Source organism: Streptomyces sp. NPDC046821, from assembly GCF_040645335.1.
GTDB lineage: Bacteria > Actinomycetota > Actinomycetes > Streptomycetales > Streptomycetaceae > Streptomyces.
This window is the reverse complement of sequence record NZ_JBEYYB010000009.1, coordinates 391594-403821: the sequence shown is the minus strand read 5'-3', so window position 1 is coordinate 403821 and position 12228 is coordinate 391594. Positions and strand designations below refer to the sequence as shown.

The following is a 12228-nucleotide window of genomic DNA, read 5'->3' as shown; positions in this document are numbered from 1 at the left end:
CCCCAGCTTCGGGAAGGGGCGGGTTTGGGGAAGAGGAGATCCCCCTACAGCAACCCCCGAAGCCGCTCAGCCAGCGAATCCCACCGCCACTTCTCCTCAACCCACTCCCGCCCCCGCTCCCCCATCCGCCGCCGCAACTCCGCGTCACCCAGGAGCGTCACGATCCGCTCGGCAGAGCCAGCCGCGTCGCCGCCCGCAACAACCCACCCCGTCTCCCCCTCAAGCACCGCATCCGGCGCCCCACCCGAGTCCCCCGCCACCACCGGAAGCCCCGTCGCCGAAGCCTCCAGATAGACGATCCCGAGGCCCTCGACATCGAGCCCGCCCCGCCGCGTCCGGCACGGCATCGCGAACACATCCCCCGCCCCGTAATGCGCGGGCAGTTCGGACCACGGCACGGCGCCCGTGAAGCGCACCGACCCGGCAACCCCCGTCTTCTCGGCGAGCTGCCGCAGCTCACCCTCATAAGGGCCACCGCCCACCACCAGCAGCACCGCATCCGGAACCGCCGCCAGAATCCGCGGCATCGCCAGAATCAGCGTGTCCTGCCCCTTGCGCGGCACAAGCCGCGAGACGCACACGACGACGGGCCGGTCACTCAGACCGAGCCGCTCCCGCACGACTTCGCCCCCGGACCCGGGGTGAAACGTCTTCTCGTCGACGCCCGGCGGCAACTGCACCATGCGCCCCGCCGCCGCAGGCGTGAGCGCGCCGGCGATCCGGGACCGGGTGTACTCACCGAGATACGTGATCGTGTCCGTGGACTCACCGATGCGCTTCAACAACGTGCGGGCGGCGGGCAGTTGGGCCCACCCGGCCTCATGCCCGTGCGTCGTGGCGACGATCCGCGTCGCCCCCGCCTTGCGCAGCGCGGGCGCCATCAGGCCGAGCGGCGCGGCGGCGCCGAACCACACCGACGTACAGCCGTGTTCCCGGAGCAGAGCCGTCGCGCGCCGGGTGACCCGGGGCGTGGGCAGCAGCATCGTCGTGCGGTCGCGGACCACGGTGAAGGGCTGCTCGGCGTCGAAGGCCGCGGTCGCCTCGACGCCCTCGCGGGTGCGCTTCCACGTGGAGGCGTAGACGACGAGCTGCTCGGGGTCCAGACGGAGCGCCATGTTGTGCAGGAACGCCTGGATGCCGCCGGGCCTGGGCGGGAAGTCGTTGGTCACGATCAGGGTCTTGTGCATCGCCGCCGACAGTACCGAACGCGCCGGTGGGGCGTGCCGCACGGCCCCCGCACCCCTCCGCCCGGCATCATGGCGCGAATGATGGCGAGAATCCCGGCGGGTGCCGTGCTGATGTGGGCGGCGACCCGGTCACTGCTCCTGCTGAGCGTCCTGAAGGTGATCAGAGTCCCGGGTCCCGACGTGACGAGCGACGTCTCGGTCATCTACCACGGCTGGTACGAGGTGCTGCGCACGGGCACGTTCCCGCTGCACGACGTCACCTGGCAGTACCCGCCGGCCGCCGCGGGCGCGATCCTCTCGCCCGCGCTCCTGCCCTCCCTCCCGTACGCGACCGCGTTCTTCGTGCTCGCCCTGCTCGCGGACACGCTGACCTTCGGGCTGCTCGCGTACGCGGGCGGGCGGCCCGGCAAGACGTGGCGCGGGGCGTGGGTGTGGGTGGCGGGCGTCCCGCTGCTCGGTCCGACGGCGTACGCGCGGTACGACGTCATGGTCACGGCGGTCGCGGTGGCCGCGCTGCTCGCGGGGATCCGGCATCCGCGCGTCATGGGGGCGCTCGCGGGGCTCGGCGCGCTGGTGAAGGTGTGGCCCGCGCTGCTGCTGCTCGGCACGCGCCGGGGGCGCGCGACGCGGGCGTCCTGGGTCGCGGCGGCGCTCGCGGCCGGCGCGGTGGCCGCCGGGTTCGCGGTGGCGATGCCGGGTGCGTTCGCCTTCCTGACGTTCCAGCGCGCCCGGGGTACGGAGGTCGAGTCGCTCGGCGCGCTGGTGTTCCACGTGGCGCGGCAGTTCGGCTGGTCCGGTTCCGTGGCACTGCACTACGGCTCGATGGAGTTCCTGGGCCCGTACGTGCACGTCGTGAGCGTGGCGGCGCAGGGGCTGACGGTGGTCGCGTTCGGCTGGCTCGTGCTGTGGCGGGTGCGGGCGCGGGCCTGGGTGCCGGGCACGCTCGCGGACGCGGCGTTCGTCGCGGTGCTGCTGTTCACGGTGACGAGCCGGGTGATCAGCCCGCAGTACCTCCTGTGGCTGATCGGCCTGGCGGCCGTGTCGACGGTGTTCGCGGGCAGCCGGATGACGCTGCCCGCCGTCCTGGTCCTGGCGGCGTCCCTGGTGACATTCCTGGAGTTCCCGCTCGGCTTCACCCACATCGTGGCCAGCGACGGCCTGGGCCTCACCATGCTCCTCGTACGCAACGGCCTCCTGGTCACGGCCACGCTCAGCGCCGGACGCCGACTGTGGCGGCAAACCGTCACGGAGCCCCGCCGCCCCGAACTCGCGGAGTCCTTCCCGACGCCGCGCACGCCTTCGCTGATCCCGTCGTGACGGTACGCAACGACGCCCCGCACCCCGTCGCTGATCTCGTCCTGAACGCGGGCGGCGGTCAGCCGAGCTGAGCCCGCAGGTACGCCCGCCAGTCCGCCGTGAACTTTTCCTCCGTCGTGCCGAGCACGCTCCCCAGGGCCGACTCGACGGCACCCGCCCGTTGCTGGTGCGCGCCCACGGCCCGGTAGAACGCGTTGAGCTTGGCCTCGCCCCAGCGGTCGGCGATCATCCGGCAGGCCAGCCACCCGCCCTCGTACGCCTGCGCCAGCCGGCCCGGGTCGCCGGAGAAGCCGAAGTCCGCGTCGGTGGGGAGGGCGGCCGGCAGTTGCCCGAGCCGGACCGAACGCTCCAGTTCCGGCGCGGCCTGCGCGGCGGAGCGGCCGGTGTCGCGGTAGCCGACCCAGTCCGCGTACCCCTCGGACAGCCACAGCGGGGTCGACTGTGAGGTCTCGGAGCGGGTGGCGACGTGGGTCGTCTCGTGGGTGAGGACGACCTGTCTGCCGAAGGAGCCGAGCGCGCCGAACGCGTCCGGGTTCACGATGATCCGGTCGGCCGGCGCCTTGCCCACGGCGCCCGCCTCGCCCGTCGTCACGGCGGCGATCCCCTGGTACCCGGCGGCCGGCGCCCCGAGCAGCGCGCCCATGTCGCCCAGGGACTTCGGGACGAGGACGACGACCCGCCGGGCCCATCCCGAGCCCCAGGCGGAACTCACGGCGGGCACGGCCTGGTCGGCGAGGTCCGCGTAGTCCCGCAGCGCGCCGCGCGGCCGGCCCACGCCGAGCACCAGGCTGTGCGTGCCCCGCTCGACGACGACCTTGCCCTGTTCCCAGAGCTGCTCGCCCGTGTTCGGGGCGGGCCGGTCGGCGGTGACGTACCAGCGCGGGCCCCGCAGTTCGAGCGTGAGGATGCGGTCGGTGACGACGGGGGCACTGTCGTAGCCGCTGATCCGGTACTGCAGTTCGGCGTCGGCCGTGGCGTGGGTGCCCTCGCGCTCGAAGCGGGCGAGCGTGTACGTCCAGGAGGCCAGCGGTACGTCCGCGAGGTTGCCCGGGGTCGAGGCGTCCGCACTGCCGGTGTCCCGGTACGCGGCGGTGTCCCCGGCGAGGACGGCATTGGCCCTGCGGTCGAGGGTCTCCTGCACGTCGGCCCGCGCGGTGTCCTGTACCTGTACGGCGCCGCCACAGCCCACGAGCCCGACCATTCCAGCGAGCACCGCCGTCACGGCAAGACGGAACCCCGCCCCACCCGCACCACGCCTTCGACCAGCCATCTTCCCGATCGTACGGTGCCCCTCCGGACCCCCGCGCGTCGTACGAAGACCGCTCCCGCCGTATCCGCTCAGACCCGCGTCACGGACGAGACCGGCATCATGCCCACCGGGTCGTAGCGCACCGCCGCGCCCGGGTAGGGAGCGTGGATGACCTGGCCGTTGCCCACGTACATGCCGATGTGGCTGGCGTCCGAGCGGTAGGCGACGAGGTCGCCGGGCTGCGCCTCGGAGAGCGGGATCTGCCGACCCGCGTACCGCTGCTCCTGCGAGGTACGCGGCAGCCCCACGCCCGCGTGCGCGTACGACCACTGCATGAGGCCCGAACAGTCGAAGCCGGAGGGCCCGTTGGCGCCCCACACGTACGGCTTGCCGAGCGCCGACATGGCGGCGGCCACCGCGGCGGCGGCCCGCCCGGAGGGGGCGATCGCGCCCGTCAGGTCGGGGATGCCGTCGCGCTCGGCGCCTCGCGAGGCCCGGTCGTAGGCCTCGCGCTGCCCCGCGGGCATTCCGTCGAGCAGGCGGCGGGCCTTGCCGAGCTTGTCCTCGACGGTCCGCTTGTGCCGGGCGACGTCCTTGCGGGTCTTCTCCAGGTCGATCAGCTTGCGGGTGGCCTCGGCGCGTTCCTGGGACAGGTCGCGCTGCGCCTTCTCCAGGGCGGTGAGTTCGCCGGCCTGGCGGGAGGTGAGGCGGTCGAGGACGGACGCCTTGTCGAGGTAGTTGTCGGGGTGCGAGGACAGGAGCAGGGCGAGGGACGGGTCGATGCCGCCCGCGCGGTACTGGGCCCCGGCGAGCGAACCGAGGGCGCCGCGCATGGTGTTGATGCGGTCCTGCCCCCGGGCGACGCTGTCCTGCAGATTCGCCAGCTCGTCGCGGAGCTTGCCGGCGTGCTCACCGGCCTTGTTGAACGCCTCGGTGGCTTTCTCCGCCTGCGCGAAGAGGCGGTCGACCTCGGCCCTGGTGCCGGACGGACGGTCCTGGGGCGCGGCGCCCGCGGGGGCGGCGGCGAGTCCGGTGACGGCGGTGGCCGCCATGGCCGACAGAACCGTAAGAACGGGGCCGGTGGTGCCGAGCGCGCTCCGGTCGAGGCCGGATCGTGCGGGACGGCGATGAGATCCCACGGGTAGCCGCTCCCCTTCCGCTGACGAACGACCCCCGGCCGGGACGCCGGTCGGGGGAATGCGGGGCGACAGTAGCCGCGAGGGGTGGGCGTGGCCAACGACCGTTCAGCGGCGGGGAAACGTGACGCCCCGCCTCTGACGCAGGTCATGGGCGGGGCGTGGGGTCATCGGACGATGATCGGAATTCGCCCGAACGGGCGCGTTTTCCGCGCGCCGGGGTCAACCTCCGATGCGGACACCGAACATGAACGAACCGACGGTGCTCATCGACTCGTAGCGCACGACGGCGCCAGGGTGCGGGGCGTGCAGCACCTGGCCGTTGCCGGCGTACAGGCCCACGTGCGCGAGGTTGTTGAAGAAGACCAGGTCACCGGGCTTGAGCTGGCTCATGCCGATCTTCGGGCCGTCGTTCTGCTGCGTGTACGTGGTCCGGGTTATGCCCACACCGGCCTGCGCGTACGACCACTGGGTGAGCCCGGAGCAGTCGAAGGAGTTGGGGCCGGTGCCGCCGGAGACGTACGGCTTGCCGATCTGGGTGGTGGCCGCGCTCAGGGCGGCGGCACCGAACTGGGAGGCCGCGGCCTCGTGGCCGAGGTTGACGCGCTCGCTGGCGGAGCGGCTGGCGCGCTGCTCCTCCTGGGCCATCTTCTGGCGCTCGGCGGCGGTCAGGCTGTTGAGGAGCTTCTGCGCGGCGTTGAGCTTGCTCTGGACCTGCTGCTTCTTCTTGCCGAGTTCCGTACGGGTGTCGGCGAGGTCCTTGAGCTTGTCGGCGGCTTCCTGGCGCTCCTGCGCCAGCGCGCGCTGCTTCTCCTGGATCTTCTTCAGCGCCTCGACCTGCTGGGCGCTGAGCTGGTCAAGGGTGGAGGCCTTGTCCAGGAAGTTGTCCGGGTCGGCGGAGAGGAAGAGCTGGACGGAGGGGTCGATGCCGCCGGAGCGGTACTGCGCGCTGGCCATCGAACCGAGACCGGAGCGGAGGGTGTTGAGCTCCTCCTGGCCGCGGGCGACCTTGTCCTGGAGGTCGCCGATCTCCTTCTCGAGCTTCTTCTGCTTCTCCTTGGCACCGTTCAGACGGTCGGTCGCCAGGCCCGCGTCCTCGTAGAGCTTGTCCACCTTGGCCTTGACCTCGTCCTTGCTCGGCTTCGGCGCTGCGTGCGCGGCCTGAGAGGTGAGGGCGACGGCTGCCGCTGCGGTTGCGGTGAGCACGGTCACGCGGGTGCGGCTCGGCTGCTTCGGTCGACGGTGGGACGCCACGGGGGCGAGCTCCTTCTTCCTCCAGCCGCCTACCGACACGCCGGTGGGCGGTGACCCTCTGCCGTCACTCCCGATGAGTGATCACCCGAGCGGAGGTTCGAGGCCAGACCTTAGTGACCTTCTTGTGATCAGTTCAAATCCTGACGGGAAAAAAGTCGGTCACCGAGCGCATTCTTTGCACTCAACTCACGTGCGGTAATGCTCGATTGACACTACGTTGCGTAAACGATCCGCCAATTCGGGCATCAATGCCAGAGGTTACGCATGGGACATACGTTGCCTACGTTGCCTTTGGGACCCTCGACGCGGCCGACGGTCAGCTGCCCGCGAGCCGCGTGACGTCAGCCGTGCGAGAGCCGCTTCAGGAGCATCACGGAGGCGACCGGGCGCGCGCCCGCCTTGGCGACCCCGTCGGCCACCTCGCGGTCCGTGGAGACGACCACGACGGGCCGGCCGGGCGGCTCGGCGCGTACGAGCTGACGGATCAGCTCGTCGGCGGTGACGCCCGCCTTGGAGAACAGCACGCGCACGCCACGCGGCGGCGCGAGCAGTACGGGCGCCGCGAGTTCGGCCCCGTCGAAGACACAGGTGACCTCGGCGCCGGTCTGCGCGGCGAGCTGGGAGAGCGAGCCGAGCAGCCGCAGCCGCTGCTTCTCCAGCGGCATCGTCGGATAGCCGGTCTTGGTGACGTTGTAGCCGTCGACCACGAGATGGGCCTGCGGCAGGGCGAGGAGCTGGTCCAGGATCGCGGGGTCGTGCTCGGACAGGGCGCGGGCCGCGATGTCCTTGGGCGACATCCGCCCCGGCTCGACCGCGTCCACGGTCTCGGCGGGCCGCACGGACACGGGCGGCAGCGCCAGTTCACGGCGCAGCCCCTGGGCGGCGTCGAGCACGGTGTCGAGCAGCAGCCGTACGCGCATGTCCTCGACGCTGCGCCCCTCGCGGGCCGCCTTGCGGGAGGCTTCAAGGGCGGCCTCGGTCTCGCCGAGCCGGGCCTTGAGCCGCCGCGCCTCACTGTCGGCGGCGGACAACTGCGTCTGCCCCTCGGCCCGTACGGCCTCGGTCTCGCCGCGTGCCTTGCGCAGGGCGGCCTCGCCGCGCTTGACGTCGCTGAGCGCGCTGCGCAGCTTGCGGTGGAGGGACTCGGCCTCCTTCTTCGCCGACTCCAGCTCCGCGCGCAGCCGTTCCGTCTCGGCCCTGGTCTGATCATGGGCGGCCTCGACCTCGGCGCGCAGCCGGTCCAGCTCGGCCCGCGCCTCCTCGTCGGCGCGCTCGGCGTCGGCCCGCACAGCCTCCTCGCCGGCGGCCGCCACGAGCTTCACCCAGCCCGCGGGCCGCAGCACATAGGCCGCGGCGGCCACGTCGAGCGGATCGGCGGCCGGCGGCGGCGTCCCGGAGTCCAGGGCGTCGGCCAGCTCCGGCTGGGCCTCTCTGAGACGTTCGCCGATGCGCTGGCGGAACAGGGTGTCGCCTTCGAGGGCGGCGGCCATCGCGTTGCCGGCGAACTTGGCGCGCCGCGTCGGGGTGAAGCGCGCGTACTGCCTCAGCTGGGGCGGCAGTTCGGCGACCGTGAGCCCGCCGAAGCCGTCCGAGACGATCTGCACGACCCGGCGCCGCACGCCTTCGGGCAACGGCCGGTCGAGCACCTCAGCGGCGCCGTCCCCGGCCTCCCCGCTCGCGCCCTCCACCATCCGTCACCCCAATGTCCGTAATTGCTGGGGGTCCGGCTCCCGTCAGGAGCCGATACCCGGCCTGTCCACGAGCTCGACCTGGTCCACCGCGTTGCACCAGCGGCAGCGCACCGACTCGATGGTCTCACTGACCACCTCGCGCTCCTCGACCTTCGGCTCACCGGCGAGGTCCAGGTGGACGTATTCGACGACCTTCGACGAGCGGGTCACGTCGAAGCGCGTGAGGTTGCCGCACAGAGTGCAGCGCCAACGGGTCTCGGCGGTCGGCAGGGGAACCGTCATCGGGACTGTCGCCTTCTTTCAGGGTCGTACGTTTCCGTGGTGCGTGGTGCCCGTAACCCTACGGCCTGCCGGGGACCGCCCGCTCGGGCGTCCACAGAGGGGAACACCGGCAGGCCGTCTGTCCCGTTACGCACCGGTACGCCATGATCTGTCACATGATCGACAATTGGGGTACGGCGCTGAGCAGGACGGTCAGGTCGGCCGTCAGGAGCCAGCCGGCAGCGGTGACGTACGGACTGATCGCGCTGTGCTGCGCGGCGTTCGCGCTCTCCCCCGGATCCGGGCTCAACCCCGCCTACGGCACGGGCGACCGGCTGCTCGCCGCGCAGAGCGACTACTTCGAGCGCTGGGGCGTGATCCCGGCCCAGCTCCTCACCGGCTCCCCGCGCGCCGCCCTCACCACGGTGACGGCCCTGTTCGTCCACGGCAGCTGGCTCCACCTGCTGGGCAACATGCTGTTCCTGTACGTCTTCGGCGCGATGGTCGAAGAACGGATGGGTCACGTCCGGTTCGCGGTGTTCTACGTGTTCGCGGGCGCCGTGGCGCTGTTCGGTTACGCCGTCGCACACGCCGGGTCGGAGCAGACGCTGGTGGGCGCCTCGGGGGCTATCTCCGCGGTGCTCGGGGCGTTCCTCTACCTCTTCCCCAAGGCCCGGGTGACGAGCCTGTTCCCGTTCCTCTTCTTCCTGCCGCTGCGGTTCCCGGCCTGGGTGGTGCTGCCGTTCTGGGTGTCGCTCCAGTGGGCGGCGGCACGGCAGGGCAGCCAGGGGCCGGGGGTGGCGTATCTGGCGCACCTGGTGGGGTTCTCCGTCGGGTTCCTGTACGCGTGGGCGCGCTACAGGGGGCGGGCTAAAGTGAAGGAAGCCCCAGCCACGGCCACCGAGGGAGACAGCCAGCCGTGATCACCGCGATCGTGCTCATCAAGACCAGCGTGGACCGGATCCCCGAGATCGCCGAGTCGATCGCCGCCCTGGACAGCGTCAGCGAGGTCTTCTCCGTGACCGGTACGTACGACCTGATCGCCATGGTGCGCGTCGCGCGCCACGACGACCTGGCGGACGTCATCCCCGGGAAGATCAGCAAGATCGCGGGCGTGGAGGCCACGGACACGCACGTCGCGTTCCGCACGTACTCCCAGCACGACCTGGAGGCGGCGTTCGCGATCGGGCTGGACTCCTGACGACGCCCGTTTTGACGACCGAAGGCCGCCCCGAGGGGCGGCCTTCGTCATGTCTGATGCAGGGGACGGATCACACCGCCGGGACGCAACGCCCGTCCTCCGTGCGGTAGTTCCACCGCGCACCGTCGCGGACCAGCTCGGTCACGGCGCGCACGAAACGCTCCACGTGCTCGTCCGGCGTACCCGCACCGAAGCTGACCCGGATCGCGTTCAGCGACTTCTCCCCCGGCGCCGCCTCCGGCGCCCCGCACTCGCCCTGCGTCTGCGGGTCGCTGCCGAGGAGCGTACGGACGAGCGGGTGGGCGCAGAAGAGACCGTCGCGCACGCCGATGCCGTACTCGGCGGAGAGCGCGGCGGCGAAGTGGGAGCTGTTCCAGCCCTCGACGACGAAGGAGATGACACCCACGCGCGGGGCGTCGTCACCGAACAGCGAGAGCACCTTGACCTCGGGCACGGCCGCGAGACCCTCACGGACCTTGCGGATCAGGTGCTGCTCACGGGCGACGAGCGAGTCGAAGCCCGCTTCGGTGAGCGCCTTGCAGGCGGAGGCGATGGAGTAGACGCCGATGACGTTCGGCGAACCGGCCTCGTGGCGGGCCGCGGTGTCGTGCCACTCGACGTCCACGCCGCCGTCCGCGCGCCGGGCGACCTTGCGGGAGGCGCCGCCGCCCGCGAGGTAGGGCTCGGCACTCTGGAACCAGTCGGCGCGGCCGGCGAGGACGCCGGAGCCGAAGGGCGCGTACAGCTTGTGGCCGGAGAAGGCGATCCAGTCGACGTCGAGGTCCTGGACGTCGACGGGGTGGTGCGGGGCGAGCTGCGCGGCGTCGAGGACGATGCGGGCGCCGTGCGCGTGGGCCGCGGCGGCGAGCTCACGGACGGGCCACAGCTCGCCGGTGACGTTCGAGGCGCCGGTGACACACACCAGGGCGGGCCCGTAGGGGTCGCGGTCGGCGAGGGCGCGCTCCAGGGTCTGGACGGCCTCGTCGGGGGTGCGCGGGGCGTTCAGGTAGGTCACGCGGGCGTCGCGCCAGGGCAGCAGCGAGGCGTGGTGCTCGGTCTCGAAGACGAAGACCTGGCAGTCGGCCGGGAGTACGGCGGCGAGCAGGTTGAGCGAGTCGGTGGTGGACCGGGTGAAGATCACCTGGTCGTCCTCGCGGCAGCCGAGGAACTCGGCGACGGTCACACGGGAGTTCTCGAAGAGGTCGGTCGACAGCTGCGAGAGGTAGCCGGCCCCGCGGTGGACGCTGCCGTAGTACGGCGCGTAGGCGGCGACGTCGTCCCAGACGCGCTGGAGGGCGGGGGCGCTGGCCGCGTAGTCGAGGGCGGCGTAGGTGACTTCGCCACCGGTGACGAGCGGAACGGTGACATCCCGGCCCAGAACCGGCAGGGGGGTACAAAGCGACGCGTCGAGGGCAGCGGTGGAGACAGACATGGCGAACTCCCGTGAGAGGTAAGCGAATTCACCGTGCGGAGCGGACAGCTCGACGACACGGTTGAAAAGAAAAAGGGGGTGTGCGGAGGCGGGGCCAGAACGCCCTATCGCATTCGCTTGCTCACGAGACTGCTCCCTTGAGGACCAGGACCCCAGGGTATGCAGGGGTCCGCGCTTGCAGTACACCTTGCTGTGCACTGCCTGGTCTTCACCCAGGGCACCCCGCCACGGACGGAGGGTTGCCGGACAGCGGGCTGGGGCCTCGATCGCTGTCACTCATGACCGTGAAAAGCATCTTGCCATACGTCTCAGATACGGCAAGGGCGCGGTCCACGCTGTGAGACACACAGCCCGGCCCGCGCCCCGCGCGTACACACGTTTCAGCGGTTGCTGGCGATCACCCAGCGCTCCAGGGCGGCCTTCGCCGCCCCGGAGTCGATCGACTCGGCGGCCCGGTCCATCCCGGCCCGCAGCTGCTCGGCGAGCGTGCCGCTGCCCGGCCGTACGGCGACCAGCGCCGCCGCCGAGTTGAGCAGCACGGCGTCGCGCACCGGGCCGCGCTCCCCGTCGAGCAGACGGTGGGCGACCTCGGCGTTGTAGGAGGCGTCGGCGCCGCGGAGCGCCTCGATCGGCACGGGCTCGATGCCGACGTCACGCGGGTCGAAGACCTCTTCGCGCACTTCGCCGTCCCGCACGACCCAGACCCGCGAGGTCCCGGTGACGGTCAGCTCGTCGAGGCCGTCGTCGCCGCGGAACACCAGGGAGGAGTTGCCGCGCTCGGCGAAGACGCCGGCCACGACGGGCGCCATGCGGGCGTCGGCGACACCGACGGCCTGCGCGCGCACCCGGGCCGGGTTGGTGAGCGGGCCGAGCAGATTGAAGACCGTACGGATGCCGATCTGGCCGCGCGCGGCGCCGGCGTGCCGCAGCGCCGGGTGGAACTTCACGGCGAAGCAGAAGGTGATCCCGGCTTCCTCGGCGACCTGGGGCACCCGCTGCGGCGTGAGGTCGAGATTGACGCCCAGCTTCTCCAGTACGTCCGAGGAGCCGGACGCGGAGGACGCGGCGCGGTTGCCGTGCTTGACGACCTTGGCCCCGGCGCCCGCGACCACGATGGCCGACATGGTGGAGATGTTGACGGTCTTGGCGCCGTCGCCGCCGGTGCCGACGATGTCGACGGTCTCGCCCGGCACCTCGATCACATTGGCGTGCTGGTACATGGCGCGTACGAGACCGGTGATCTCGTCGACGGTCTCGCCCTTGGCGCGCAGCGCGACCACGAACGCGGCGATCTGCGCGTCGGTCGCCTCGCCGCGCATGATGCGGTCCATCGCCCAGGCGGTGTCGTCGGCGCTCTGGTCACGCCCTTCGAGCAGGCCGTTCAGTACCACGGGCCAGGAACGGCCCGCCGCGGTATTGCCTCCTGCGGGGGTCACAGCACTCATTGCCGCTCCTGGTTTTTGTGTATGAGGGAACCCCTCCACCCTATCCAGCCCCGGG

Annotated in this window: 11 protein-coding genes and 1 riboswitch; of the genes, 3 read left to right on the top strand and 8 right to left on the bottom strand. The window is 71.7% G+C overall.

From position 1 onward, the window contains the following. Positions 1 to 44: 44 nt before the first annotated feature. On the bottom strand, positions 45 to 1187 hold the full coding sequence (locus ABZ893_RS20935) for a glycosyltransferase family 4 protein (protein ID WP_361405690.1): 1143 nt from the start codon (positions 1185 to 1187) through the stop codon (positions 45 to 47). A gap of 78 nt (positions 1188 to 1265) precedes the next feature. On the opposite strand from ABZ893_RS20935, the gene ABZ893_RS20930 reads away from it, so the two are divergent. Then, positions 1266 to 2504: a glycosyltransferase 87 family protein gene (locus ABZ893_RS20930; protein WP_361405688.1), complete on the top strand. Its 1239-nt coding sequence runs from the start codon at positions 1266 to 1268 to the stop codon at positions 2502 to 2504. A 58-nt stretch (positions 2505 to 2562) separates the two neighbouring features. Here ABZ893_RS20930 and ABZ893_RS20925 read toward each other — a convergent pair whose 3' ends face one another. The 5 genes from ABZ893_RS20925 to ABZ893_RS20905 form a co-directional block, all read right to left on the bottom strand. Then, positions 2563 to 3774 carry a hypothetical protein gene (locus tag ABZ893_RS20925; RefSeq protein ID WP_361405685.1) on the bottom strand — a complete coding sequence of 404 codons (1212 nt, stop codon included), beginning with the start codon at positions 3772 to 3774 and terminating at the stop codon, positions 2563 to 2565. Positions 3775 to 3842: 68 nt separating this feature from the next. Further along, positions 3843 to 4892 carry an NlpC/P60 family protein gene (locus ABZ893_RS20920; protein WP_361405682.1) on the bottom strand — a complete coding sequence of 350 codons (1050 nt, stop codon included), beginning with the start codon at positions 4890 to 4892 and terminating at the stop codon, positions 3843 to 3845. A 219-nt stretch (positions 4893 to 5111) separates the two neighbouring features. Then, entirely contained in the window at positions 5112 to 6143 is a 1032-nt protein-coding gene (locus ABZ893_RS20915; protein WP_361405679.1) for an NlpC/P60 family protein, read from the bottom strand. 341 nt (positions 6144 to 6484) lie between these two features. Further along, complete coding sequence (locus ABZ893_RS20910) at positions 6485 to 7834, bottom strand: NYN domain-containing protein (RefSeq protein WP_361405677.1); 1350 nt, start codon at positions 7832 to 7834, stop codon at positions 6485 to 6487. A gap of 42 nt (positions 7835 to 7876) precedes the next feature. Beyond that, a complete protein-coding gene (locus ABZ893_RS20905) occupies positions 7877 to 8116 on the bottom strand; it encodes a hypothetical protein (RefSeq protein ID WP_361405674.1) in 240 nt (79 codons plus the stop codon). 155 nt (positions 8117 to 8271) lie between these two features. Here ABZ893_RS20905 and ABZ893_RS20900 point away from each other — a divergent pair, with 155 nt between their 5' ends. Together ABZ893_RS20900 and ABZ893_RS20895 are read left to right on the top strand one after the other, a co-directional pair. Further along, the gene (locus ABZ893_RS20900) at positions 8272 to 9018 is read left to right on the top strand and encodes a rhomboid family intramembrane serine protease (RefSeq protein WP_361405671.1); all 747 of its coding nucleotides are present in this window, start codon (positions 8272 to 8274) and stop codon (positions 9016 to 9018) included. Further along, positions 9015 to 9296 (top strand): Lrp/AsnC ligand binding domain-containing protein, encoded by a 282-nt coding sequence (locus ABZ893_RS20895; RefSeq protein WP_361405668.1) that lies wholly within the window; start codon positions 9015 to 9017, stop codon positions 9294 to 9296. Before ABZ893_RS20900 ends, ABZ893_RS20895 begins: the two co-directional genes overlap by 4 nt. 70 nt (positions 9297 to 9366) lie before the next feature. Here the strand turns inward: ABZ893_RS20895 and ABZ893_RS20890 are convergent, their stop codons facing one another. After that, positions 9367 to 10728 carry an aminotransferase class V-fold PLP-dependent enzyme gene (locus tag ABZ893_RS20890; RefSeq protein WP_361405665.1) on the bottom strand — a complete coding sequence of 454 codons (1362 nt, stop codon included), beginning with the start codon at positions 10726 to 10728 and terminating at the stop codon, positions 9367 to 9369. A 166-nt stretch (positions 10729 to 10894) separates the two neighbouring features. Beyond that, a riboswitch (SAM riboswitch) is annotated at positions 10895 to 11012 on the bottom strand. Positions 11013 to 11108: 96 nt separating this feature from the next. Continuing rightward, on the bottom strand, positions 11109 to 12173 hold the full coding sequence (trpD, locus tag ABZ893_RS20885) for an anthranilate phosphoribosyltransferase (protein ID WP_361405662.1): 1065 nt from the start codon (positions 12171 to 12173) through the stop codon (positions 11109 to 11111). Between the last annotated feature and the right edge of the window lie 55 nt (positions 12174 to 12228).

Bases quoted from the DNA above. Each gene is read 5' to 3' on its own strand.
- ABZ893_RS20930 (WP_361405688.1), top strand. From the start codon at position 1,266: ATGATGGCGAGAATCCCGGCGGGTGCCGTGCTGATGTGGGCGGCGACC.
- ABZ893_RS20905 (WP_361405674.1), bottom strand. From the start codon at position 8,116: ATGACGGTTCCCCTGCCGACCGCCGAGACCCGTTGGCGCTGCACTCTG.
- ABZ893_RS20910 (WP_361405677.1), bottom strand. From the start codon at position 7,834: ATGGTGGAGGGCGCGAGCGGGGAGGCCGGGGACGGCGCCGCTGAGGTG.
- ABZ893_RS20935 (WP_361405690.1), bottom strand. From the start codon at position 1,187: ATGCACAAGACCCTGATCGTGACCAACGACTTCCCGCCCAGGCCCGGC.
- ABZ893_RS20925 (WP_361405685.1), bottom strand. From the start codon at position 3,774: ATGGCTGGTCGAAGGCGTGGTGCGGGTGGGGCGGGGTTCCGTCTTGCC.
- ABZ893_RS20890 (WP_361405665.1), bottom strand. From the start codon at position 10,728: ATGTCTGTCTCCACCGCTGCCCTCGACGCGTCGCTTTGTACCCCCCTG.
- trpD (WP_361405662.1), bottom strand. From the start codon at position 12,173: ATGAGTGCTGTGACCCCCGCAGGAGGCAATACCGCGGCGGGCCGTTCC.
- ABZ893_RS20900 (WP_361405671.1), top strand. From the start codon at position 8,272: ATGATCGACAATTGGGGTACGGCGCTGAGCAGGACGGTCAGGTCGGCC.